This window comes from Herbaspirillum sp. C9C3 (assembly GCF_013359625.1).
Lineage (GTDB): Bacteria > Pseudomonadota > Gammaproteobacteria > Burkholderiales > Burkholderiaceae_D > Herbaspirillum.
Genome location: NZ_JABFMQ010000005.1, coordinates 1 through 22,350 on the forward strand (window position 1 = coordinate 1; position 22,350 = coordinate 22,350).

A 22,350-nucleotide genomic window follows, 5' to 3' on the forward strand; every position below is an offset into this window, starting at 1 on the left:
AAGTGAGCGGCTGCCGGGCCGCCCCCGGCGCGTCCTCCCGACCGGAGAAAGATAAGCATTAAGCTAGAGCGCAGGAAGAAATTCCGTGCAGACTACCCAAAACAGCAAAAACAAAAATACACCCAGCCAACACAACATCCACCAACACAAAACGGAAAAGATCACCCCCCGGAAGGATACTGCTCCCGCATCGCCCGCTTGTTGAGTTTCCCCACGCTGGTACGCGCCAGTTCAGACACGAAGCGCACCCGATCCGGCACGCCATAGCGAGAAATCGTCCCTGCTTCAGCGGCCGCCATCACATGCTGCCGGATATCCTCTTCGGAAACATTGGCCGCATCCTTCTTCAGCACGACCAGAGCAACGGGCCGCTCTCCCCACTTGCCATCCTGCACCCCGATGACTGCCGTTTCAGCTACGGCAGGATGTCGTGCGATGATGTCCTCGATCTGTAGAGAAGAGACCCATTCGCCTCCGGTCTTGATGACATCCTTGATCCTGTCGGTCACCTGGAGATAGCCCTCGGCATCCAGATGGCCGATATCTTGCGTATGCAGCCACCCACCGCGCCACAACTCTTCCGATGCGTCCGGTTGATGCAGATAGCCCTGAGTCAGCCAGGGGGCGCGCACCACGACTTCGCCGGTGCTCTTGCCATCCCGAGGACAGTCGTTCATCTCGGCGTCCACCGTGCGCAAGGCCACCAGCGGCAAGGGCCGCCCAGTCTTCACCCGCAGCGTGGCTTCGCGCTCACCGCCCAGCTCCGCAGTCGGCACCTGCGCCAGCGTCAACACCGGACAGGTCTCCGACATCCCGTAGCCGGTAAAGACATCAATCCCCCGATCCCGCGCCATCCGCGCCAGACTCCCGGTCATCGCCGAACCGCCAATGATCATCTTCCACCCCGACAGATCCACCTCGCGCGCCTGCTCGGAAGTCAGCACCATCTGCAGAATGGTCGGCACACAATGCGAGAACGTCACCTTCTCCTCACGGATCAGCTTGCAGATGGTATCGGGTACATAACGCCCCGGATATACCTGCTTGACCCCCGCCATCGTCGCCACATAAGGCAGCCCCCACGCATGTACATGGAACATCGGCGTCAAGGGCATATAGACATCGTCCCGATGCAAACGCCCCTGCTGCGGCGCCAATGCCAGCCCGGCCGTGGTGCCCAGCGTATGCAGTACCAGCTGCCGATGGCTGAAATACACCCCCTTGGGCAAGCCCGTCGTACCGGTGGTGTAGAAGGTGGTCGCGCGCGCGTTCTCGTCAAAGTCAGGGAAGTCATACCGGCTGCCAGCCTCGGCCAGCAAGGCTTCGTACTCCCCCGCAAAGCCCGGTCCCTGCGGACAGGGACTGCCATCGTCGGTGAGCAGAACACAGCGCGTCAGCGTGTTCAGCTCGCCCCGGATCTGCTTCAACACCGGCATGAAATCCGAATTGACCAGCAAGATATCCGCCTGGGCATGATTCAAGGTGTAGGCAATCTGCTCCGGCGACAGACGCACATTCACCGTCTGCAACACGCAACCCATCATCGGCACCGCGAAGAAACATTCCAGATAGCGATTGCTGTCCCAGTCCATCACGGCCACCGTATGGCCGGCCTGCACGCCCATTTCCTTGAGCACATTGGCCAGCCGCTGCACCCGCTCGTAAAAGCCGGTATAGCTCAGGCGACGCGCGCCGTAAATGATTTCCTGCTCGGGGGCGGTGGCCAGGGCGCTGTGCAGCAACTGCTTGATCAACAGCGGATAGCCATAGGCCGACGGGGTTTGCTCGATCGCTTGGGGCATGCCGGAGTCTCCTTTGTTGTGCGGCGGCAGGGCCGCCTCTTATGTCTTATGGACAGGATGGATGAAACGAACCCCGATGATACCGCCAAGTCCCCGACAGCATGGTCGTCGGGACGACGAAATTGCGCATCGTCCCGAGCTCGCCCTGGCAGGGTCAGCGCTTTTCTTCCAGCGAGGTCACGGTCAGGGCACCATCGACCCGGTCGGCAGTAAAGCGGATCTTTTCACCTTCGCGCGCCCGCGCCAGGATCTCGGGCGTGGCCTTGAACACCATCGTCATGCCACCCATCTGCAAATTGGGAATCTCGCCATGACGGATGGTCAGCTTGCCATTGCCGGTGTCGACCTTGCGGATTTCACCCTCCACCTGCGGCGCATCACCCTGTGCGTGAGCCGCCCATGCGTCAAGACAAAGGACTACGGTGATGAGGAGCTTGCGTAACATGATCTTTCCTTTCATGAAGTCATCAGCGAAGCGCATTCGCTGATTCAAAAAACAGTCATTCAACAATGAGATTGCCGGGGCCTTCAACGAGTCGAAAATTCAATGATGCCCCTGATGCCCGCCGGGCTTGATGACCTCCAGCGTGGCCGGTCCGGAGGAGCCCGGTCGGTCCGGTGTCGCCCGCCGTGCCTCGGGCATCTCGCCCTGCCATTCGCGCGCCACCGTGCCGGCAGGGGCGCGATACCAGCCCGGGTCCCGATAGTCATCCCGCGCCAGCGTGCGCCTAACCTTGACGGTGCTGAACATGCCACCCATCTCGATGGGTCCGTACGGTCCGCGTCCGGTCATCATGGGCAGAGTGTTGTCCGGCAGAGGCATCTCCATCTCGCCCATCGAGCCGCCCTTGTCGCCCATGACCATGTAGTCGGGAATGAGCCGGCTGATCTTGTTCACTACCTTGGACTGGTCAACCCCGATCATGGTCGGCACGTCATGGCCCATGGCGTTCATGGTGTGGTGCGCCTTGTGACAGTGCAGGGCCCAGTCGCCTTCTTCGGTGGCGTCAAACTCGATGGCGCGCATCTGGCCCACGGCAATGTCGGTGGTGACCTCAGGCCAGCGTGCCGATGGCGGCACCCAGCCGCCATCAGTGCCGGTGACGCTGAACTCGTGACCATGCAGATGCAGCGGATGATTGGTCATGGTGAGATTGCCCACGCGGATGCGCACCCGGTCGTTCTGTCGTACCACCAGCGGGTCGATGCCGGGGAAGGCACGACTGTTCCAGGTCCACAGGTTGAAGTCCAGCATGGTGCTGACCTTGGGGACGGCCGCCCCCGGCGCAATGTCGTAGGCATTCATCAGGAACACGAAATCGCGGTCCACCCGCATGAAGCCGGGGTCTCTGGGATGCGTCACCCAGAAGCCCATCATGCCCATGGCCATCTGCACCATCTCGTCGGCATGGGGGTGATACATGAAGGTGCCGGCCCGTTTGGCCGTGAATTCGTAGACGTAGGTCTTGCCCGGCGGGATGGCCGGCTGCGTCAGGCCCGATACGCCATCCATGCCGTTGGGCAGGCGCTGGCCGTGCCAGTGCACCGACGTTGCCTCAGGCAGCTTGTTGGTGACGAAGATGCGCACCCGGTCGCCTTCCACCACTTCGATGGTCGGGCCGGGGCTCTGGCCGTTGTAGCCCCACAGCCTGGCCTTCATGCCGGGGGCGATTTCACGTTCCACCGCTTCGGCCACCAGATGGAATTCCTTGACGCCGTTCTTCATGCGCCAGGGCAGGGACCAGCCGTTGAGCGTGACCACCGGCTGATAAGGGCGGCCATTGGCAGGTTGCAGTGGCGGCTGCGTCGCGGCGCTGGTTTGCAGTGCGGCTTCGGGCAGGCTGGCGGCGCCCGCGCGGCTGAGGGCGCCGGCGCTCACCGCCAGGGCCGCGCCTTGCAGGAAGTGGCGGCGTTGTTTGTCGGTCGGGTTCATGGTTGCTTTCCTGGTTGGGGATGGCCGCCCAGCGCCTGTTGCAGGCCGGCGTCGGCGATCCAGAAATCACGCTGGGCTTCGATGGCGGCGTTCACGGTGGCAGCCTGTTCGCGGGCGTCGGCCAGCAGGGCGAAGACGCTGATGAGCATGCCGTTGTAGCGCAGTACGTTTTCCTCGGCGATGCGCTGGCGTAGCGGCACCAGTTGATCCTGGAAACGTCGTGCCAGCGCATAGGCATCCTCCCGCTCGCGCCAGGCCAGGCGCGCCTGGGCGCGGGCATCGAGCACGCTGGCGGCCAGTTTTTGCGCGCCTTGCAGATAGATGGCCTCGGCCTTGGCCACGCGCGCCTGGCCCCAATCGAACAAGGGAATCTCCAGCGAGATTTCGTAACCGTTTTCGGGCGGCTTGCCGCTCTCGGTGGTCCGCACTGCGCCCAGGTCCAGCACGTTGATCAGGCGCGTGCTGCGGGTCAGGCCCAGCGAGGCTTGCAGGCCCTCCAGTTCGGTGCGCGCAGCCTGCACGTCCAGGCGCTGTTGCAGGGCTTGCTGTTCGATGTCGTCCACCGTATCAAGCTGCCGGGGCAGTGCCGGCAATTGCGCGGGCAGGGCGAAATCCGGCGCCAGGCCCAGCAGGCGGGCCAGCGCTTCCTTGTGTTGCGCCGCCTGCCGACGGGCCTGTTGCAGGCTGGCCTGGGCCTGTCCATAGAAGAACTGCTCGCGCGCCGCATCAAGCTGGCTGATATTGCCCAGCCGCGCCATCTGCGCGGCCAGTTCATGCGCGGCCTCGGCAGCGTCGGCTACTTGCTCCTGATACTGCAAGCCCTGCTGCGCGGCGACCGCCCGATAGTAGGCTTGTCGGGTCTGTGCTGCGACCGTCAACACGCGCCCGGCCAGCCACAGACGGACCTGCTCGAAGCGCCGTTGCTCGATGCGCGAGGCAGCCGGCAGGGTGAGCAGGCGCATGAGGCCCAACGACAGGCTGCGTTCGATCTTCAGATCGTCACCGGCATGGGTGCGCTTGAAAGAAAACCCCGGATTGGGCAGCCGCCCGGCTTGCACCAGGTCGGCTTCGGCCACGCCGAGTTGGGCGAACTCGGCCTGCAGGTCCGGATTGTGGATGAGCGCAATCTGTACCGCATCGTCGGCGTTGGCCAGGCGCGCTGCACCGTCGGCAGGATCGTGCAGCAACTGGCGCACGCGCTCCTTGCTGGCCTGGGTTTGTTGCGGGGTGCGGTTCCAGGCAGGGGCCTGGCCGAGACGCGCGCTGCTGCTCTGCGCGAGCTGGTCGAAACCGCCGTCGGGCGACAGCTGCGCGCAGCCGGCCAGCAAGGCGCAGGCGGCCACGGCGGCAGCCCGCCAGGGACGTGAAACGTGGGACATCATGGAATCCTCGTCTGATGATGATCGTCATGCCCCGCACGCGCCGGGTTCGGCACGTGCGGGCTCAGACACACGCGAAGGTGTGCAGGGCGATGTCAGGCGAGGGCAGGGGGACGGTCGGGATTTTCCGGCAGATAGCCGACGAAGCCGGAAGCCGGCAGCGCGATGAATTCGCGCGAGGGAAGATCGGGGGCAGGTGGTGCAGTCAAGGCCAGCGGCAGCAGGCCACCGACGGTGCAGGCGGCGCAGAAGCTGCAGGAGCCGTGAGCCTGTGGCTGTTGATGATGTTGGGTCTGTGTATCATCGGCAGCGGCCACTTGCGCTGCTGCCAGATGATCCGCGTGATGTCCTTGATGCGTCTGATGTGCCTGATGTGCCTGATGTGCATGCGGCATCGCCGACGCGTGATGCTGCAGCGACTGCCGTTGCCCGGGCGCGCAGGCTTGAAGCATCGCAGCCAATCCCTGGACGGGAATGGCCAGCATCAGCAACCAGAGCAGGAGGAGTTTTGCGCGCAGCATCATGGGCGGCAGTATAGACCGCCGCTGCGCCGGCGATCAAGCTGTCGCGCCGGACTCAGGTGCCGGCCTTGCGCTGGCGCAAGCCGCGTACCAGGCGCAGTCCGTTGAAGACCACGATCAGGCTGGCTCCCATGTCGGCAAACACCGCCATCCACAACGAACTCATGCCCAGCAGCGCCAGCGCCAGGAACACCGCCTTGATGCCCAGCGCAATGCTGATGTTCTGCACCAGTACCGTATGGGCCTTGCGGCTCAAGCGGATGAAGTCGGGGATTTTGCGCAGGTCGTCATCCATCAGCGCCACATCGGCCGTCTCCAGCGCCGTGTCGGTACCGGCTGCGCCCATGGCGAAACCGATGTCGGCGCGCGCCAGCGCCGGGGCATCATTGATGCCATCGCCCACCATGCCCACGCTGCGCACGCCGTGGCGCGCAGCGAGTTCCTCGATCACCTTGAGCTTGTCCTCCGGCAGTTGCTCGCCACGGGCATCAGCAATCCCGGTCTGCGCGGCGATGGCCTGGGCCGTATGGCCATTGTCGCCGGTCAGCATGATGACCTCCACGCCCAGCGCCCGCAGCCCGGCCACCGCTTCCTTGCTGCCGGGACGCACGGTGTCGGCCACGGCGATCAACAACTGCGGCTGATCTTCGCGGCATAGCAGGGTAGTGGTCTTGCCCTGTTTTTCGAAGGCTTGCAGACGGGCTTCCAGTTCCGGGCTGCATTGGCCCAGCTCATGCACCAGACGGTGATTGCCCAGGTGCAGCATTTGTCCGCCAATGCGTCCCTGTACGCCGCGTCCGGCCAGCGCGGCAAAGTCGCTGACCTCCAGGGTGACGATCCCTTCCTGATCGGCAATGGCGCGCGAGACTGGATGATCCGAGCGCGCCGCCAGTGACACCGCCAGTTGCAGCAGGGCCTGCTGGTCGGCATCGGCATGCAGCGAAACCACGTCGGTCACACGCGGCTTGCCGAAGGTGAGGGTGCCGGTCTTGTCCAGCGCCAGGGCGCGCAGTTGGCGGCCTTGCTCCAGGTAGACGCCGCCCTTGATCAGGATGCCATGGCGCGCCGCCGAGGCCAGGCCGCTGACGATGGTCACGGGGGTGGAGATGACCAGCGCGCAGGGGCAGGCGATCACCAGCAGCACCAGGGCCTTGTACAGCCAGGGCTGGAAGGGTGCGCCGGCCAGCAGCGGCGGCAGTAGCGCCACCAGCACGGCCATCACGACGACGGCCGGGATGTAGTAGCGCGCAAAATGGTCGACGAAGCGTTGCGTAGGCGCGCGCTGGCCCTGTGCCTGCTGCACGCTCTTGACGATGCGCGCCAGCGTCGAATCACCTTGCACGGCTGTCACGCGCATCTCGAAGGCGCCCTGTTCATTGATGGTGCCGGCGAAGACCGGGTCACCTTCCTGCTTCTGTACCGGTATGCTTTCGCCGGTGATGGCGGCCTGGTTGATGCTGGTGCTACCAGACAGTAGTACACCATCCAGCGGTACACGTTCCCCAGGGGCCACCCGTACAGTGTCGTCCACTGTCACGGTACGGGCCGGTACAGTTGACCAGACACCGTCCTCGCCGCGCCGGGTCGCCATGTCGGGCGTCATCGCCATCAGTCCGGCAATGGCATGGCGGGCGCGGTCCAGTGACAGGGCTTCGATCATCTCGGCCAGGGTGAACAGCACGATCACTACGGCAGCTTCCGGCCACTGGCCGATCGCGGCGGCGCCGATGACGGCCAGCGACATCAGGAAATTCATGTTCAGCGAGACATTGCGCAGCGCGATCCAGCCCTTCTTGAGCGTACCCAGTCCGCCCAGCAGGATGGCGGCGATGGCCAGGGCGATCACGGGCAGCGAGCGTTCATCCCCGCTGGTCCAGGCCAGTACTTCGGCGCCCAGAGCGGCCACGCCGGCCAGACCCAGCAGCGCCCAGCGGCGCGCCGGGATGCGATAGGCGGCGGTCTGGTCGGGGGCGTCACGTCCGGCTTCGGCGTCCAGCGAGTCGGACTTCACGGCAGGCAGCATGTCCAGTGCCTTCAAGGTGTCCACCAGCGGGGCGATGGAAGGCAACTGGTGTTGCACGGTCAGCTCGCGCTGGATCAGGTTGAAGGCCAGCGTACCCACGCCGGGCATCTGCGCGAGACGTTCGCGGATGAGCTTTTCTTCGGTCGGGCAATCCATCTTCTGGATGAAGAAGACCGCCTCTTCGGTCGCCCCCTCCAGCTGCGCCGCCACCACCGGGGCAGAGACCGCCTCGTTGCTGGCGCAGCCATGGCCGGCGCAGCAGCCGTGGGCCTGTGTCCGGGGAGCATGCGCGTGGTCGTGGTCATGCTGGTCATGCGAGTGATGGTGATCGTGCTTGTGCGAGTGGGCAGTCATTGAGCGCTCCTTGTGCAGCCAACAGGTTTCAGGGGTATATTAAAAACCCTGAAGTAACTACAAGGTCAAGCGAGGATCATCATGGATACGCTCAAGATCGGCGACCTGGCCACTCAGGCCGATTGCCCGGTGGAAACCATCCGTTATTACGAGAAGCAGGCGCTGTTACCCGCGCCCACGCGCTCGCAGTCCAACTACCGCCTCTATGGTGTGCGGCATGTGGAGCGCTTGCAGTTCATCCGTCATTGCCGCTCGCTGGACATGACGCTCGACGAGGTGCGCGAGCTGCTGCGCCTGCGCGATGCGCCCGAGCAGAATTGCGGGGAAGTCAACGCGCTGCTGGACAAGCACATCGGCCACGTGGCCCAGCGCATTGCGCAGTTGCAGGCGCTGCAGGCGCAGCTGCAGCAGTTGCGCGCCCAGTGCGAGGGGGAGCAGCCGGCGCGCGATTGCGGCATCCTGCAAGGGCTGGCCAGCCTGCCCGATGACCTCAAGCCGGCCAACCTGGGCAGCCATGGCGGCGGCTGCCATTGAGGCCCGTCTTCAGGCCGGGCGTGCCAGCCAGGCCAGCACTTCCTCGATCACTTCATCGGGCTTTTCACGCTGGGGAAAGTGACCTGCGCCGGCGATGAGCACGCGGCGATAGGCGTTGCCGAAATGCTGTTGCTTGTCTTCGGAGGTGGAGGGATCATTGGCGCCGTCGTCGGTCCCGTGCAACACCAGGGTCGGGACCATGATGCGCGGTGTTTCCTGCAACCGGGCTTCCAGCGCCGCATAGGCCGGATCGCCATCGGCGAAGCCCCAGCGGTGACGATAGGAATGCAGGCAGATATCGGCCCAGTCCGGATTGTCGAAGGAGGCGGCCGTATTGGCGAATTCGCTGTCGGCGAACTTCCATGAAGGCGACCAGGTATTCCACATGAAGCGCGTGAGCGCGCGGCGTTCATTGCGCAGCTCGGCCTCGCCGCGCGAGGTGGCCAAGAACCAGTGGTACCAGTAGTTGCGGGCTTGCGGCAGGGACAGTGTCTGGTCCGGGGTATTGGTTCCCCAGCCCACGGAGAGGGCGATGCAGTGGGTGATGCGTGCGGGCGTCTGCGAGGCCGCAATGTAGGCCGCCCGTGCGCCCCAGTCGTGGCCGATGACGCCATAGCGCTCCAGCCCCAGAGCATCGGCAAAGGCCATCAGGTCGCTGCCCAGTGCGGCCAGCTGGCCGCTGCGGGGCGTCGATCCGGACAGAAAGCAGGTCGGCCCGTAGCCGCGCAGGTAGGGCCGGATCACCCGGTAGCCGGCCGCCCGCAAGGGCCGCAGGAAGGAGTCCCAGGTGCGTACGTCATCCGGCCAGCCATGCAGCAGGATCACGGCAGGCGCCTCGGGCGGGCCGCTGGTCTCAAAGCCGATGCGCAGCCTGTCGGTTTCAACGAAACTCAAGTGATTGCTCTGTGGCATCTCGGACATCCCCCCTTTATCTTTATGCGGGTGATCTTGACCCTACCCGGATAACGTAATTTTGAGTGACATATGAAGGGTAATTATCATCGCAAGTCCGGTTGCGCGCTGCAAGCCTGGCATTTTTTGCTCTGGTGAAGGATTTCACCGTTTTGCCAGGATGGCTTGCCTCATCCACGCGGTGATCGTCGGCGGCCAGGGCGGCGTCGTCATGTGCGCGCCTGCGCATCGGTGCAGCACGGTGCTGCGGCCCCGAGCGCATCGAGGATGGGGCAGTCGGGGCGGTTGTCGCCATGGCAGTCCTGCACCAGCCGTTCCAGCGTGGTCTTCATGCCTTGCAGTTCGCGGATGCGTTGCTCCAGTTCGCCGATGTGGGTCTGCGCCAGTTGCTTGACCTTGCGGCTGGAGCGCGACTGGTCCAGCCACAGTCCGATCAGGTCGCTCACCTGGGCCATGGAAAACCCCAGTTGCCGGGCCTGGCGGATGAAGCGCAGCAGGTGCACCTCGCGCTCGCCGTAGACGCGGTAACCGGCATCGGTGCGCCCGGCCTTGGGGATGAGTCCCGTTTCTTCATAATGGCGGATCATCTTGGCCGAGACACCCGAGGCGCTGGCGGCTTGTCCGATATTCATGTTCACTTCTCCGTTGTAGCGGGCCCATGCGGGCGCCAGCGGCGCAGCAGCAGGGCATTGCTGACCACGCTGACGCTGGAAAAGGCCATCGCCGCGCCCGCCAGCATGGGATTGAGCAGACCGAAGGCGGCCAGCGGAATGCCGACCAGATTGTAGATGAAGGCCCAGAACAGGTTCTGGCGGATCTTGCCGTAGGTGCGGCGGGAGATGTCGATGGCATCGGCCGCCAGACCCGGGTCGCCATACATCAGCGTCACGCCGGCGGCCTGCATGGCCACGTCGGTGCCGCTGGACATGGCCATGCCCACATCGGCGGCGGCCAGCGCGGGCGCATCATTGACGCCATCTCCGACCATGGCCACCACGTGCTTGCCGCCTTCCCGCAAGGCCGCTACCGCCTCGGCCTTGTCGCCCGGCAGCACTTCGGCACGTACCTCCCGGATCCCCAGTGCCGCAGCGACCTGTTGCGCCGCGCCCCGGTTGTCGCCACTGAGCATGGCGGTGCGCATGCCCAGGGCGTGCAGGGTGGCGATGGCTTCCCGTGCGCCCGGCTTGATCTCGTCGCCGAAGGCCAGCAGGCCCAGGATACGGACTTCCCCGGCCTGGCGTTCGGCCAGCCAGGACAGGGTGCGGCCCTGTGCCTGCAGCGCGTCGGCCCGTGCTTGCAGGGCTGGCGCGCTGGCCTGCAACTGCTGCATCCAGCCACTGCTGCCCAGACAGAGCATCCGGCCTGCGACTTCGCCTTCGATACCCAGTCCGGCCACGCTGCGCACCTGGCCGGCCGGGGGCACGGACAAGGACTGGCGGGCCGCTGCCGCCTCCAGTACGGCGCGTGCCAGCGGATGTTCGCTGCGTGCCTGCAGGGCGGCGGCCAGGGCCAGCAAGTGGTCTTGCTGATCCTCTGCGGTGGCGGCTGCGGCGTACAGTTCGGTCAGGCGCGGACGGCCCACGGTGAGCGTACCGGTCTTGTCGAAGGCGATCACATCGACCCGATGCGCAATCTCCAGCGCCTGCGCATCCTTGATGAGGATGCCGTGACGCGCCGCCACGCCGGTCCCGGCCATGATGGCCGTGGGCGTGGCCAGGCCCAGCGCGCAAGGGCAGGCGATGACCATCACCGCCACCGCATTGAGCAGGGCCTGTTGCCAGTGGCCTGTGGCCAGGCCCCAGGCGCAGAAGGTGATGGCCGAGATCAGCAGCACGGCAGGGACGAAGACGGCACTGACCTGGTCCACCAGTCGCTGGATCGGCGCCTTGGCTGCCTGGGCCTGTTCCACCATGCGCACGATGCGCGCCAGCATGGTCTCGGCGCCGATGGCGGTGGCCTCGAAGACCAGCACACCGTCGGTATTGATGGCGCCGGCGGCGAGCTGGTCGCCGGCTTGCTTGGCCTGCGGACGACTCTCGCCGGTCAGCAAGGCTTCGTCCAAATGGCTGCGACCCTCTTTGACGATGCCGTCGACCGGGACCCGCTCGCCCGGGCGCAGCACCACCAGGTCCCCCACGCGCACCTGCGCCAGCGGCACGTCGATGTCCTGTCCGTCACGGCGTACCCGGGCACGGTCCGGCCGCAAGGCGTTGAGCGCCGCGATGGCATCGGCGGTCTGCCGCTTGGCGCGGCCTTCCAGCCATTTGCCCAGCAGCACCAGGGTGATGACCACGGCCGAGCTTTCGAAGTAGAGATGCGGCATGGTCATGGCGTGATCGGTCATGGCCGGCAGGCTCAGCCATTGCCACAGCGACAGTCCGTAGGCCGCACTGGTGCCCAGGGCCACCAGCAGGTCCATGTTGCCCGAGCGGGCGCGCAGCGCACCCCAGCCCGCATGATAGAAACGCCAGCCCAGCCAGAACTGTACCGGCGTGGCCAGCAGCCATTGCCACCGCGGGGGCAGGCTCCAGGTGATGCCCAGCGGGGCCAGCAGCATGGGCAAGACCAGCGGCAGCGACAGCGCGGCCGCGACCGCTACCGGCCACCAGCTGGGCAGGCCTCGTGCGGTGCCGGCCGGTGCGGCAGTCTCTTCGGGAATGTGTTGGCGGGCCTGATAACCGGCCTTTTCGATGGCGGCAATCAGGATGGCCGGGGCCACGGTATCGGCCGTGGCGATGCTGGCGCGTTCGGTGGCCAGGTTGACGCTGACGTCGGTTACGCCAGGGACTTTCTTGAGCGCCTTCTCCACGCGCATCACGCAGGAGGCACAGCTCATGCCTTCGATGTCGAGGCTGATCTCGGCGGCAGCTGGGGTGGAAGTGGACATGGCGACAACTCCGGAAGGATGGATCGAAGCCTGTATCATCATCCTTCCCATGATGGTAAGGTCAAGCCCGATTCTCGCATGGATGCCTGTTCTTGCGCTTGACCTTGCCATGGCAGGAAGGTTTAAGCTTCCGTCACTGACTTCATTTCATGAAAGGAAACGCCATGAGCACCACCTTCACCGTCAACGACATGACCTGCAACCACTGTGCAGGCGTCATCACCAAGGCTGTCAAGGATGTGGATGCCAATGCCAGGGTCGACATTGCAGTGGCCGACAAGCGCGTGGTCATCGACAGCAGCCTGCCGGCGCAGCAGTTTGCCGAGGCCATCGAGGAAGCAGGCTATACCCCGGTCGCGGCCTGAGGACTTACTTGCTGAGCAATCGCATCGCTCCCTCCAGCCCATCCATGGTCAGCGGGAACATGCGGTTGTTCATGAGCTGGCGGATCAGCGCGATCGATTGTCGGTATTGCCACAGGCCTTCCGGCTCGGGATTGAGCCAGACGAAGTGCGGGAAGGTGCTGGTGAAGCGCTGCAGCCATTCGGCGCCCGCTTCCGCATTGTTGTATTCCACCGAGCCGCCCGGCTGCACGATTTCGTAAGGGCTCATGGTGGCATCGCCCACGAAGATGAGCTTGGTATCCGGCGTGTACTTGCGCAGCACATCCCAGGTCGGGAAGCGCTCGGCGTGACGGCGGCGGTTGTTCTTCCACAGATAGTCATACACGCAGTTGTGGAAGTAGAAGAACTCCATGTTCTTGAACTCGGTCCGGGCCGCCGAGAACAGTTCTTCGGTGCGGGCGATGTGGTCATCCATCGATCCGCCCACATCGAAGAGCATCAACACCTTGATCTTGTTCTTGCGCTCGGGCTGCATGCGGATGTCGAGGTAGCCGGCATTGCTGGCAGTGGCGCGGATGGTGTCGTCCAGCGCCAGTTCTTCCTCCAGTCCTTCCCGGGCAAAGCGGCGCAGGCGGCGCAGCGCTACCTTGATGTTGCGCGTGCCCAGTTGGCGTTCGCCATCGTAGTCCTTGTATTCGCGTTCTTCCCATACCTTCACCGCGCTGCGCTGGCCGCCCTTGCCGCCGATGCGGATGCCTTCCGGGTTGAAACCGCCATGGCCGAAGGGCGATACCCCGCCGGTGCCGATCCATTTGCTGCCGCCTTCGTGGCGCTCCTTCTGTTCTTCCAATAATTGCTTCAAGCGATCCATCAGCTTGTCGTAGCCGAACTTCTCGAGGGCGGCCTTCTGCTCGGGCGTGAGATCGCGCTGCAATTGCTTGACCAGCCATTCCAGCGGAATCTCCGGCCGCTTCTCGAAGATCGTTTCTATCCCCTTGAAGTAGGCTCCGAAGGCGCGGTCGAACTTGTCGAAGTGGGCCTCGTCCTTGACCAGCGTCAGGCGCGAGAGAAAATAGAACTCATCCAGCGAAGGTGAAATGACCTGCTTGTCCATCGCCTCCAGCAAGGTGAGGAATTCCTTGATCGAGGCCGGTACGCCAGCCTGTTTCACGGTGTAGAAGAAGTCGATCAGCATGGCACCCGTCTGGCCGCCGTCTCAGCGGCCCAGCTTGAATTGAAGATGACGACGCACCGTCGGCCACTCCGATTCGATGATGGAAAACACTACCGTGTCGCGGTAGGAACCGTCCGGCATGCGCTGGTGATTGCGCAGGATGCCATCCTGCTTTGCCCCCAGTCGCGCGATGGCCGCACGTGATTGCTGGTTCATCCAGTGGGTGCGGAATTCGACGGCGATGCAGTGCATGTCCTCGAAGGCGTGCGTCAACAGCATCAGCTTGCACTCGGTATTGATGCCGGTGCGCTGGGCGCTGGCGGCATACCAGGTGGAGCCGATCTCCACGCGCCGGTTGGCCACGTCGGCGTTCATGTAGGTGGTCATGCCGCACAGCGCGCCGGTGTCATTGCGGCGGATCACGAAGGGCAGCATGCTGCCCTGCTGCTGCAGGTGCAGGCGGCGTTCGATCTCGGCGCGCATGGTTTCCGGCTTGGGGATGGCGGTGTACCAGAGCTTCCACAGCTTGCCGTCCGAGACGGCGGCGATGAGCGCATCGTGATGCTCGGCATGCAGCGGCTCGACAGTGGCAAACTGGCCCTTCAGGGTGATCGGCGAAAGGAATTGCATGACGGCTCCCGAAAATGGAGACAGCTTCAGCGATTGTTGCGCGACATGAAGACCAGCCGCTCGAACAGATGCACGTCCTGCTCGTTCTTGAGCAGGGCCCCATGCAGGGGCGGCACCACGGCCTTGTTGTCGGGATTGTGCAGGGTCTCGGGCGCGATATCCTCGGCCATGAGCAGCTTGAGCCAGTCGATCAGTTCCGAGGTCGAGGGCTTCTTCTTGATGCCCGGTACCTCGCGCACCTGATAGAACGCCTCCAGCGCGCGCGCCAGCAGATCGCGCTTGATGTGCGGGAAGTGCACATCGACAATCTGCTGCATGGTCTGTTTGTCGGGGAACTTGATGTAGTGGAAGAAGCAGCGGCGCAGGAAGGCGTCCGGCAATTCCTTCTCGTTGTTGGAGGTGATGACCACCAGCGGGCGGTGCTTCGCGCGCACCAGTTCACGCGTCTCGTAGACGTAGAACTCCATGCGGTCGATTTCACGCAACAGGTCGTTGGGGAACTCGATATCGGCCTTGTCGATCTCGTCGATCAGCAGCACCACCGGTTCCTCGGCGGTGAAGGCCTGCCACAGCACGCCCTTGACGATGTAATTGTGGATGTCCTTGACGCGCTCGTCGCCCAGTTGCGAATCGCGCAGGCGCGACACGGCATCGTATTCGTAGAGGCCCTGCTGGGCCTTGGTGGTGGACTTGATGTGCCACTGCAGCAGCGGGCGGCCCAGGGCGGCCGCCACTTCCTCGGCCAGCATGGTCTTGCCGGTGCCGGGTTCGCCCTTGATGAGCAGCGGACGTTGCAGGGTGAGGGCAGCATTGACGGCCAGCTTGAGGTCATCAGTGGCGACATAATGCTCGCTGCCGGTGAATTTACCCGGCTTGGCGGAAGCGGTGGAATGATCTGGCATGGATGCTGTCCTTGTCAGGTTGCAGTGGTCGGCGTGCCGACAGGATGCGGCATTGCAGCAGCCGTGCCGGACGTTTCCATGAGTATAAGGGAAAAGCTGCGCACCTCCGCGACCGCTTGAAATTGGTGAAAACGTTCCTATATCAAGGGCTACGCATGCAACAAACTGACAGCGCCCCAGGCGCTCACTGCCCATGAAATTTCTTTTCTTCAAGATGCTGGTGGTGTGGAGACGAATGCGTCACGGCATGCAGGCGCGTTACATGGATCGCCACGATGTCGGCCGGCAACTGGAGGTCTTGATGCGCCGCATCGATCCCGCCGCCAGCTGGCATGAGCGGGCCAACTGGATGATCGACGTGGCCGAATGGCTGCGCCATCGTCCGGCCGTCTCGCTGCTGGATCGCCAGGCCTGGCACCAGGTGCGGCGCCAACGTCTGGCCATCATGCTGGACTGGCTGGACCAGCACCGCGACGTGCGGCGCGCGGTCCAGAACGCGTTGCAAAAGACCCTGCGCGAAGCCACCGGCCCCGAACTGTTTTCCACCACCGGCCTGCCGCACGAGCCCGGCTTCTTCGGCGAACTGAGCGAACGCCTGGCCCGGCTGGTCCTGCCGCGCCACCTCTCGCCGACCGATCTGTCCTCGCTCTTCACGGCCATGTTCCCCGATCCGGACGACGCCGCCTGGTTGCTGGAGCTGGACAATGACCTGCTGCAACGGCTGTGGAAACTGATGGCCGATGATGGCATTTCCCACATGTACTGGCAGCAGATCGAGGAAGCCATCACCTACCTGACCACGACCGTGGTGGCCGACGGTATCAGCCCGGCCTTCCGCCAGCGCCTGGAACCCAAGATGCCGATGCGCGCCACGCCCTTCCTGGCGCTGCGGCGCGAGATGGAAACCTGGTTGCGCGCCCAGCCGGGCGATCTGGGTGCCTTGCGCAGTGTGCGCATGCTGGTGGCGGTATGTCATGCCCAGACCGATCGTATCTATGCGCACCTGGATGAGTACGGGGTCTCGGTCAGCCTGGTGTATCGGGTCGAGCGCATGCGCGCGCACCTGCAGCGCATCGGGCGGCTCATCGACGTGCGTTCCGGCGTGCCCGGCCCGGTCATCAGCCCGGCCATCCCCGGCATGGTGGCCAGGCCGACTGCATTGGCCGGGGCAGGGCGCATGCAGTTGCTGCTGTGCGACCTGATCTCCGCCCATCACCATCGCGATTCGGTACGCGGCCTGATGCGACGCAGCTTTGCCCTGCTGGCGCGCAAGATGGTGGAGCGCAATGCCGATCATCGCGAGCAGGCCATTGCCCGTGACGGTGCCGGTTACCGCCGCGTGATGCGCGCGGGCCTGCTGGGCGGGGCGGTCATCGCCGCCACCGCGCTGCTCAAGCAGAGCCTGTCCACGCTGGGCGTGGTGCACTTCGTCGATGGCGCTCTGGCTTCACTCAACTACGCCGCCAGCTTCCTGCTCATTGCCGCGCTGGGCGGTGTGCTGGCCACCCGCCAGCCGGCCGTGACGGCCCCCGCGCTGGCCTCCCGGATGGGGGACCTCGATAGCGAGGGCATGCGCGATCTCATCGCCGAATCCGGCCAGCTGCTGCGCTCGCAGTCGGCGGGCATCTTCGGCAACCTGCTGGCCGTGATTCCGGTGACGGCCGCCTTGTGCGCGCTGGGCTGGTTTGCGCTGGGCGCCAGGCCCATGCCGCTTGACCAGGCGCGCCAGGCCATCAGCGCGCTTTCGCTGGTGGGGCCTACCCCGTTGTATGCCGCATTGACCGGTGTGTTGCTCTGGCTGGCCAGCCTGGCGGCGGGGTTTGCCGACAACTGGTTCGCCCTGCGCCGGGTACGCGAGGTGGTGTCCAACCATCGCCGCCTGGTGCACGCACTGGGTGCCTTGCGTGCCCAGCGCTGCGCCGCCTGGCTGGAGCGCAATGTCGCCACCATCGCCGGTAGCCTGGCGTTGGCCCTGCTGCTGGGGATGGCGCCGGTCGTGGCCGCTTTCTTCAGTCTGCCGCTGGATATCCGCCATGTGACGCTGGCCGCCGGTACGCTGACGGCGGCGGTCTTCAGCCTGGGCTGGGATGCGCTGATGACGCCGGCCTTCTGGTTGGCGGCCGGTGGCGTGGTTGTCACGGCCTTGTTGTCGGTGGCGGTCGCCTTCGCCTGTGCCCTGGCGCTGGCGCTGCGCTCGCGCGATCTGCCGCGTCGGGCCCGCAACATCGCCATGCGGGCGGTGTTGCGCCGATTCGTCGCGCGGCCCTTGTTCTTCATCCTTCCGCAAAAGACCGATGCGGCAGTGCAGGATGACTCCGCAGACGACGAGGAAGGCGACGATGACGGCGAGGGCGGGTCCGCCGAGGATGAGCCGCAGCCGCGCCTGGCTTCACTTGAGCACAAGCAAGATATGCAGGTTCAGACCACACAACATGTCGCCTAGGCTTGGCATCAGCCAGATGCCATAGCGTTAATATTGCAGCGCATATAATCCGTGAATCGCCCGCCCGGCCTTGCCTGGCGGGCGATTGCGTCTGATGGTGCGGGTTTGCAGGCAGGGATGACGCTGCCGGTTTTATTGGTTAGAATCGGAAGCGTTTTTTGCGCAAGGCAGGGGGAGTGGAGAGACAAGCTTGATCCGAAACATCGGTTCAGCCATAGCAGAACAGCCAAACCTGCAGTACCAGGGCAATCGAACAAGCACGATAAAGTTTGCCGCTGGCAGCAAAAAAGATGCGTTTCGTCGGGTGTCCGTCGCGCCGTCGTTGAGGCGGGGCGGATGGCAAGTTCACTCACTTACCCTGCTCACATGAAAAAACACCTCGTGTTTCTTGCCCTGGCCGGCATGCTTGGCAGTGCGTCTGCGGCCGACATTGTCGGCAATGCCAAGGCTGCTGAAAACAAAGTCTCCATGTGCATCGGTTGCCATGGCATCCCCGGCTACAAAGCCAGCTATCCCGAGGTCTACCAGGTGCCGATGCTGGGCGGGCAGTCTGCCAAGTACCTCGAGAATGCGCTGCGCGCCTACCAGAAGGGGGAGCGCAAGCATCCGACCATGATGGGCGTGGCCGCCAGCCTGTCGGACCAGGACATTGCCGACCTGGCCGCCTACTATTCGCAGCAGAAGTGAGGGGGAGCCACGAGATGAAGAACAATCTGATTGCCCTGATGCTGCTGGCCGCCACGGCCCTGCTGTCGCAAGCGGCCAGCGCTGCCGACGTGGCCCATGGCCGCGCGCTGGTGGAGAAGTACAATTGCGCCTCCTGCCACGGCAAGGACTACAACTCGCCCATCGACCCGGGCTATCCCAAGCTGGCCGGCCAGCATGCGGACTACCTCAAGCATGCGCTGACGGCCTACCGCCGTGGCGACACCGCCATGAACGGTCGCACCAACGCCATCATGTCGGCCCAGGCCAAGCCGCTGACCGACCGAGACATCAACGACATCGCCGCGTATCTGCACAGCCTGCCTGGGAGCCTGGTGCTGCGCAAATAAGAAGGGCCCGTTCTGCAGGGAAAAAAACCACGCCGGCAGGGTGTTGCAGCGTGGTTTTTTGTTGTCTTGCGCGCTTCTATCCCTGTGCTCGCCGTTTGATATTGTCGATATAAGCCGCCCCGTCCGGCGGCAAGCCGCTGCGCTGGGCGTTCCAGATCATCTCGCCCAGGGCTTCCATGATCTCGTGATGGGCCTCATGCTCCGAGCCGCGGCGCTGCGCCAGCAACTGAAAGGCGCCGCGGATGCCGGGGGGCTGGTCGATGGAAATCTGCTCGGTGATCGACAGGTGCATTGACAGATGCAGGAAGGGATTGCTGTGGCCGCGCTCGATGGAATAGTCGGCCGCCAGTGCTTCGTCCACGTCGCGCAGGGCTTCATGGTATTCCGGATGCTGGACGATCCAGTCGCGGGCGATGGCTTCCAGGGGCGTGAGCACCTGATTGCCCTGGTGCTTGCGGTAGGCTTCGCAGAAGAAGCGGCGGACATCGTGCTGGGACGGCGTGAACATGGCGGTGCATCAATCGGAGATAAAGCGCTATTCTACGCCGGTCTGTCCGCCGCATCAGGAGCCGCCTCCGGAGCGGCGACATGGCAGGCGGATATGAAGTAATATTCTTTCCCTAAGACAAGCATCAAAATAATCCATCCAAGGCAGTACCCGGCCGCATCGCCGTGACGCGATGGGGGGAAACGCAAGGCCGGGCAGCGAGAAGGGATAAGGCATGCGTTTTGGTGAAGGCCGGATTCGGCCTGTGCGCCGTTCAATGTCGTGGTCATGGACAAGACCGTTGTTGTGCGTGGCGCTGGTTGCCGCGGGCTGGTTGGCGCAGGGTGCGCTGGCGGCGCCTTCGGCCGCCGGCAAGGCGGCCATGACCAGCGACGAGCCGTCGGGCGATGAAGCAACGCTGGCCATCGGCTTTGCCGGCCCCCTGAGCGGGCCGTCGCTGGGCGTTGGTCGCAGCATGCGCAATGGCGTGCAACTGGCGCTGGACGAGGCCAACCGGCGCGGTGTGGTCATCGGTGGCACGCGCTACCGTCTCAAGCTGATCGCGCAGGACGATCGCGCCGACCCCGGTACGGCGCAATATGTGGCGCGCTATCTGGTGAGCCAGCACGTCATCGGTGTGGTCGGCCACTGGACCAGCGGCACCAGCCTGGCCGCTGCTCCGGTCTACCATGCGGCAGGCGTGATCCAGGTCACGCCCTCGGCGATGAGCCGCACGCTCACGGCGCTGTCCTATCCGCGCATCTTCCGTACCATTCCCAACAACGAGAGCATCGGCCGCTGGTCGGCCCGCTACGCGGTCGAGAAGCTCGGTGTGCGCACCGTGGTCACCCTGGACGACCGCACGCCCTTCGGCCAGGGCCTGGCCGAACAGTTCGCCCGCGAAGTACAGGCGCAGGGCGGCAAGGTGCTGGCCCGGTACGACGTCAGTGACAAGACCTCCGACTTCAACGCCCCGCTGCTGCAGGCCCGCAGCCTGAAGCCGGACCTGATTTTCTTCGGCGGACTGGACTGGCAGGCAGGCGTGCTGGCCAAATCCATCCGTCGATTGAAACTGGAGGCGCGCCTGATGACCTCGCCCGGTACGCTGGGCTTGCCCTTCCTCATGCGCGCCGGACCCGATGCCAACGGGGCGCTGGTGCTGGAACCCGGTCCGCCGCAGGACAAGATGCCGGGCTGGCGGCATTTCCGCCAGCGCTACATCGATGCCTTCGATTCGGAAATCGACCTCTATGCGGTCTTTGCCTATGAGGCGGCGCAATCCATCATCCTCGGTCTGCGCCATGCCGGCAGCACCGATCCGGAGGTGATTGCCCGCGCCATGCACCGCCTGCGCTTTGAGGGCGTGAGCGGACCGGTCGCCTTCAACGAGGAAGGCGACCTGCTCAACCCGACTTTTACCCTCTATGAAGTTCAGGACCAGCGCTGGGTGCCCATCGCCCGTCTGAACGGGCTTCCTCGCTAGGGCCCGTTCACACGCCCTTGGCTGGAAGTGGCGTTTTCTGCTTGAATTCGCACAGGTCGGCGATCAGACAATTCCAGCACTGGGGCTTGCGCGCGATGCAGGTGTAGCGGCCATGCAGGATCAACCAGTGGTGCGCATCCTGGCGGAATTCGGGCGCGACGAACTTGATGAGCTTGCGTTCGACTTCGTCCACGTCCTTGCCTGGTGCAATGCCGGTACGGTTGGAGACCCGGAAGATGTGCGTGTCCACCGCGATGGTGGGATGGCCGAAGGCCGTGTTCAGGACCACGTTGGCGGTCTTGCGGCCCACGCCGGGCAAGGCTTCCAGTGCCTCGCGCGACTCCGGTACCGCGCCGCCGTGCTGCTCGATCAGGATGCGGCAGGTCTCGATGACGTTCTTGGCCTTGGTGCGGTACAGCCCGATGGTCTGGATGTAGGGCATGAGCTGCTCCACCCCCAGGCGGTAGATCGCCTCGGGCGTGTTGGCCACCGGATAGAGCTTGCGCGTGGCCTTGTTGACCGAGACGTCGGTGGCCTGGGCCGAGAGCAGCACGGCGATCAGCAGTTCGAACGGGGTGGTGTATTCCAGTTCGGTGGTGGGGGTGGGATTGGCCTGGCGCAGGCGCTCGAAGATCTCGCGGCGTTTGGTCGGGTTCATGGCTGTTCGCGTCCGGTCGGGGGGCTGGCTTGTTCGGCTTGCAGTTTCTTCAGGCGCGCGCGCTCCATGGCGGCCTGAATGATGGCTTTCTTGCGGGCCAGTTCGGCTTGTTCCTCGGGCGTGCCGGCCGCGGCCGCTTCCACTTCCTTCAACTTGGCGGCGGCCTTGGCAGCCAGGCGGGCGTCGTTTTCTTCCTTCTCGCGCTTCAGGCGCAAGGTGCGCCAGTCGTGGCGCGCACGGGCGGCGTCGGCTTGCTCCTGGCTCCATGCCTGCCAGCCGGTGCGACCGGGCGTGGCCTCGACCATGTTGATGCAGTCGACCGGGCAGGGCGCCACGCACAGATCACAGCCGGTGCACAGCGATTCGATGACGGTGTGCATCTGCTTGGCCGCACCGGCAATCGCATCGACCGGGCAGGCCTGGATGCAGAGCGTGCAGCCGATGCAGATGGCTTCATCGATCACCGCGACACGGCGTGGCTGCTCGCTGCCGTGGGCGGGATTCAAGGGGATCACCGGCTGGCCCAGCAATTGCGCCAGCCGCGCTACGCCTTCGGCACCGCCCGGCGGGCACTGGTTGTACGCAGCGCGGCCTTCGGCCATGGCTTCGGCATAGGGACGGCAAGCCGGATAACCGCACTTGGTGCATTGGGTTTGCGGCAGCAGGTCTTCGAGGCGGTCGGCCAGGGTGGCGGACGCGGTGGTGGCGGATGGCGGCACGGCGGTCAGGCAGTTCAACGGAATAAGGGCGCTATTATCCGGCCAAACCGCCGCCAAGTCATGCCGGCAGCTCAAAGCAAAACGGCGCCACCGTCGGGACGGGGCGCCGT

21 protein-coding genes are annotated in these 22,350 nt (G+C 64.6%); 6 read left to right on the top strand and 15 right to left on the bottom strand.

What is annotated here, in order from left to right; all coding sequences use genetic code 11:
• Positions 1 to 161: 161 nt before the first annotated feature.
• The 6 genes from HNO82_RS06540 to HNO82_RS06565 form a co-directional block, all read right to left on the bottom strand.
• Entirely contained in the window at positions 162 to 1,802 is a 1,641-nt protein-coding gene (locus HNO82_RS06540) for a fatty acid--CoA ligase (RefSeq protein ID WP_175343147.1), read from the bottom strand.
• 154 nt (positions 1,803 to 1,956) lie between these two features.
• Complete coding sequence (locus HNO82_RS06545; RefSeq protein ID WP_034350108.1) at positions 1,957 to 2,247, bottom strand: copper-binding protein; 291 nt, start codon at positions 2,245 to 2,247, stop codon at positions 1,957 to 1,959.
• A gap of 99 nt (positions 2,248 to 2,346) precedes the next feature.
• The gene (locus HNO82_RS06550; RefSeq protein ID WP_175343148.1) at positions 2,347 to 3,735 is read right to left on the bottom strand and encodes a multicopper oxidase family protein; all 1,389 of its coding nucleotides are present in this window, start codon (positions 3,733 to 3,735) and stop codon (positions 2,347 to 2,349) included.
• Positions 3,732 to 5,117, bottom strand: coding sequence for a TolC family protein (locus tag HNO82_RS06555; RefSeq protein ID WP_175343149.1), 1,386 nt, complete (start codon positions 5,115 to 5,117; stop codon positions 3,732 to 3,734). The genes HNO82_RS06550 and HNO82_RS06555 overlap by 4 nt, the downstream gene beginning before the upstream one ends.
• Before the next feature lie 92 nt (positions 5,118 to 5,209).
• Positions 5,210 to 5,638 (bottom strand): hypothetical protein, encoded by a 429-nt coding sequence (locus HNO82_RS06560; RefSeq protein WP_175343150.1) that lies wholly within the window; start codon positions 5,636 to 5,638, stop codon positions 5,210 to 5,212.
• Between the two features lie 52 nt (positions 5,639 to 5,690).
• Entirely contained in the window at positions 5,691 to 8,012 is a 2,322-nt protein-coding gene (locus tag HNO82_RS06565; protein WP_175343151.1) for a heavy metal translocating P-type ATPase, read from the bottom strand.
• 81 nt (positions 8,013 to 8,093) lie between these two features.
• Here HNO82_RS06565 and cadR point away from each other — a divergent pair, with 81 nt between their 5' ends.
• Entirely contained in the window at positions 8,094 to 8,546 is a 453-nt protein-coding gene (gene cadR / locus HNO82_RS06570) for a Cd(II)/Pb(II)-responsive transcriptional regulator (RefSeq protein WP_175343152.1), read from the top strand.
• A gap of 9 nt (positions 8,547 to 8,555) precedes the next feature.
• On the opposite strand, the gene HNO82_RS06575 is transcribed toward cadR, so the two are convergent.
• The 3 genes from HNO82_RS06575 to HNO82_RS06585 form a co-directional block, all read right to left on the bottom strand.
• Positions 8,556 to 9,458, bottom strand: coding sequence for an alpha/beta fold hydrolase (locus tag HNO82_RS06575; RefSeq protein ID WP_175343282.1), 903 nt, complete (start codon positions 9,456 to 9,458; stop codon positions 8,556 to 8,558).
• 209 nt (positions 9,459 to 9,667) lie between these two features.
• On the bottom strand, positions 9,668 to 10,090 hold the full coding sequence (gene cueR / locus HNO82_RS06580) for a Cu(I)-responsive transcriptional regulator (RefSeq protein ID WP_175343153.1): 423 nt from the start codon (positions 10,088 to 10,090) through the stop codon (positions 9,668 to 9,670).
• Between the two features lie 2 nt (positions 10,091 to 10,092).
• The gene (locus HNO82_RS06585; protein ID WP_175343154.1) at positions 10,093 to 12,345 is read right to left on the bottom strand and encodes a heavy metal translocating P-type ATPase; all 2,253 of its coding nucleotides are present in this window, start codon (positions 12,343 to 12,345) and stop codon (positions 10,093 to 10,095) included.
• 164 nt (positions 12,346 to 12,509) lie between these two features.
• On the opposite strand from HNO82_RS06585, the gene HNO82_RS06590 reads away from it, so the two are divergent.
• Positions 12,510 to 12,710, top strand: a complete 201-nt coding sequence (locus HNO82_RS06590) for a heavy-metal-associated domain-containing protein (protein ID WP_088754062.1) — start codon at positions 12,510 to 12,512, stop codon at positions 12,708 to 12,710.
• Between the two features lie 4 nt (positions 12,711 to 12,714).
• On the opposite strand, the gene HNO82_RS06595 is transcribed toward HNO82_RS06590, so the two are convergent.
• The 3 genes from HNO82_RS06595 to HNO82_RS06605 are packed head-to-tail and all read right to left on the bottom strand — an operon-like array spanning position 12,715 to position 15,395.
• Positions 12,715 to 13,884: a vWA domain-containing protein gene (locus HNO82_RS06595; RefSeq protein WP_175343155.1), complete on the bottom strand. Its 1,170-nt coding sequence runs from the start codon at positions 13,882 to 13,884 to the stop codon at positions 12,715 to 12,717.
• Positions 13,885 to 13,905: 21 nt separating this feature from the next.
• Positions 13,906 to 14,493, bottom strand: a complete 588-nt coding sequence (locus HNO82_RS06600) for a GNAT family N-acetyltransferase (RefSeq protein ID WP_008327394.1) — start codon at positions 14,491 to 14,493, stop codon at positions 13,906 to 13,908.
• A gap of 26 nt (positions 14,494 to 14,519) precedes the next feature.
• On the bottom strand, positions 14,520 to 15,395 hold the full coding sequence (locus tag HNO82_RS06605; protein WP_008327395.1) for an AAA family ATPase: 876 nt from the start codon (positions 15,393 to 15,395) through the stop codon (positions 14,520 to 14,522).
• Positions 15,396 to 15,588: 193 nt separating this feature from the next.
• On the opposite strand from HNO82_RS06605, the gene HNO82_RS06610 reads away from it, so the two are divergent.
• The 3 genes from HNO82_RS06610 to HNO82_RS06620 all read left to right on the top strand — a co-directional run bounded on the left by HNO82_RS06610 (position 15,589) and on the right by HNO82_RS06620 (position 18,893).
• Positions 15,589 to 17,838 carry a site-specific recombinase gene (locus HNO82_RS06610; protein ID WP_175343156.1) on the top strand — a complete coding sequence of 750 codons (2,250 nt, stop codon included), beginning with the start codon at positions 15,589 to 15,591 and terminating at the stop codon, positions 17,836 to 17,838.
• A gap of 366 nt (positions 17,839 to 18,204) precedes the next feature.
• The gene (locus tag HNO82_RS06615) at positions 18,205 to 18,525 is read left to right on the top strand and encodes a c-type cytochrome (protein ID WP_034350112.1); all 321 of its coding nucleotides are present in this window, start codon (positions 18,205 to 18,207) and stop codon (positions 18,523 to 18,525) included.
• 14 nt (positions 18,526 to 18,539) lie between these two features.
• On the top strand, positions 18,540 to 18,893 hold the full coding sequence (locus tag HNO82_RS06620; protein WP_175343157.1) for a c-type cytochrome: 354 nt from the start codon (positions 18,540 to 18,542) through the stop codon (positions 18,891 to 18,893).
• A gap of 76 nt (positions 18,894 to 18,969) precedes the next feature.
• On the opposite strand, the gene HNO82_RS06625 is transcribed toward HNO82_RS06620, so the two are convergent.
• Positions 18,970 to 19,401 (bottom strand): DUF1841 family protein, encoded by a 432-nt coding sequence (locus HNO82_RS06625; protein WP_008327399.1) that lies wholly within the window; start codon positions 19,399 to 19,401, stop codon positions 18,970 to 18,972.
• 280 nt (positions 19,402 to 19,681) lie between these two features.
• Here HNO82_RS06625 and HNO82_RS06630 point away from each other — a divergent pair, with 280 nt between their 5' ends.
• Positions 19,682 to 20,863 carry a branched-chain amino acid ABC transporter substrate-binding protein gene (locus HNO82_RS06630; RefSeq protein ID WP_502709268.1) on the top strand — a complete coding sequence of 394 codons (1,182 nt, stop codon included), beginning with the start codon at positions 19,682 to 19,684 and terminating at the stop codon, positions 20,861 to 20,863.
• A 7-nt stretch (positions 20,864 to 20,870) separates the two neighbouring features.
• Here the strand turns inward: HNO82_RS06630 and nth are convergent, their stop codons facing one another.
• Together nth and rsxB are read right to left on the bottom strand one after the other, a co-directional pair.
• Entirely contained in the window at positions 20,871 to 21,521 is a 651-nt protein-coding gene (gene nth / locus HNO82_RS06635) for an endonuclease III (protein ID WP_175343159.1), read from the bottom strand.
• Positions 21,518 to 22,240, bottom strand: a complete 723-nt coding sequence (gene rsxB / locus HNO82_RS06640) for an electron transport complex subunit RsxB (protein WP_175343160.1) — start codon at positions 22,238 to 22,240, stop codon at positions 21,518 to 21,520. Before rsxB ends, nth begins: the two co-directional genes overlap by 4 nt.
• Between the last annotated feature and the right edge of the window lie 110 nt (positions 22,241 to 22,350).

Coding starts and splice junctions, on each gene's coding strand:
- HNO82_RS06560 (WP_175343150.1), bottom strand. CDS start 5,638: ATGATGCTGCGCGCAAAACTCCTCCTGCTCTGGTTGCTGATGCTGGCC.
- HNO82_RS06575 (WP_175343282.1), bottom strand. CDS start 9,458: ATGCCACAGAGCAATCACTTGAGTTTCGTTGAAACCGACAGGCTGCGC.
- HNO82_RS06610 (WP_175343156.1), top strand. CDS start 15,589: ATGAAATTTCTTTTCTTCAAGATGCTGGTGGTGTGGAGACGAATGCGT.
- HNO82_RS06625 (WP_008327399.1), bottom strand. CDS start 19,401: ATGTTCACGCCGTCCCAGCACGATGTCCGCCGCTTCTTCTGCGAAGCC.
- HNO82_RS06540 (WP_175343147.1), bottom strand. CDS start 1,802: ATGCCCCAAGCGATCGAGCAAACCCCGTCGGCCTATGGCTATCCGCTG.
- HNO82_RS06590 (WP_088754062.1), top strand. CDS start 12,510: ATGAGCACCACCTTCACCGTCAACGACATGACCTGCAACCACTGTGCA.
- HNO82_RS06595 (WP_175343155.1), bottom strand. CDS start 13,884: ATGCTGATCGACTTCTTCTACACCGTGAAACAGGCTGGCGTACCGGCC.
- cueR (WP_175343153.1), bottom strand. CDS start 10,090: ATGAATATCGGACAAGCCGCCAGCGCCTCGGGTGTCTCGGCCAAGATG.
- HNO82_RS06585 (WP_175343154.1), bottom strand. CDS start 12,345: ATGTCCACTTCCACCCCAGCTGCCGCCGAGATCAGCCTCGACATCGAA.
- cadR (WP_175343152.1), top strand. CDS start 8,094: ATGGATACGCTCAAGATCGGCGACCTGGCCACTCAGGCCGATTGCCCG.
- HNO82_RS06550 (WP_175343148.1), bottom strand. CDS start 3,735: ATGAACCCGACCGACAAACAACGCCGCCACTTCCTGCAAGGCGCGGCC.
- HNO82_RS06620 (WP_175343157.1), top strand. CDS start 18,540: ATGAAGAACAATCTGATTGCCCTGATGCTGCTGGCCGCCACGGCCCTG.
- HNO82_RS06545 (WP_034350108.1), bottom strand. CDS start 2,247: ATGTTACGCAAGCTCCTCATCACCGTAGTCCTTTGTCTTGACGCATGG.
- nth (WP_175343159.1), bottom strand. CDS start 21,521: ATGAACCCGACCAAACGCCGCGAGATCTTCGAGCGCCTGCGCCAGGCC.
- HNO82_RS06555 (WP_175343149.1), bottom strand. CDS start 5,117: ATGATGTCCCACGTTTCACGTCCCTGGCGGGCTGCCGCCGTGGCCGCC.
- HNO82_RS06600 (WP_008327394.1), bottom strand. CDS start 14,493: ATGCAATTCCTTTCGCCGATCACCCTGAAGGGCCAGTTTGCCACTGTC.
- HNO82_RS06615 (WP_034350112.1), top strand. CDS start 18,205: ATGAAAAAACACCTCGTGTTTCTTGCCCTGGCCGGCATGCTTGGCAGT.
- HNO82_RS06565 (WP_175343151.1), bottom strand. CDS start 8,012: ATGACTGCCCACTCGCACAAGCACGATCACCATCACTCGCATGACCAG.
- HNO82_RS06605 (WP_008327395.1), bottom strand. CDS start 15,395: ATGCCAGATCATTCCACCGCTTCCGCCAAGCCGGGTAAATTCACCGGC.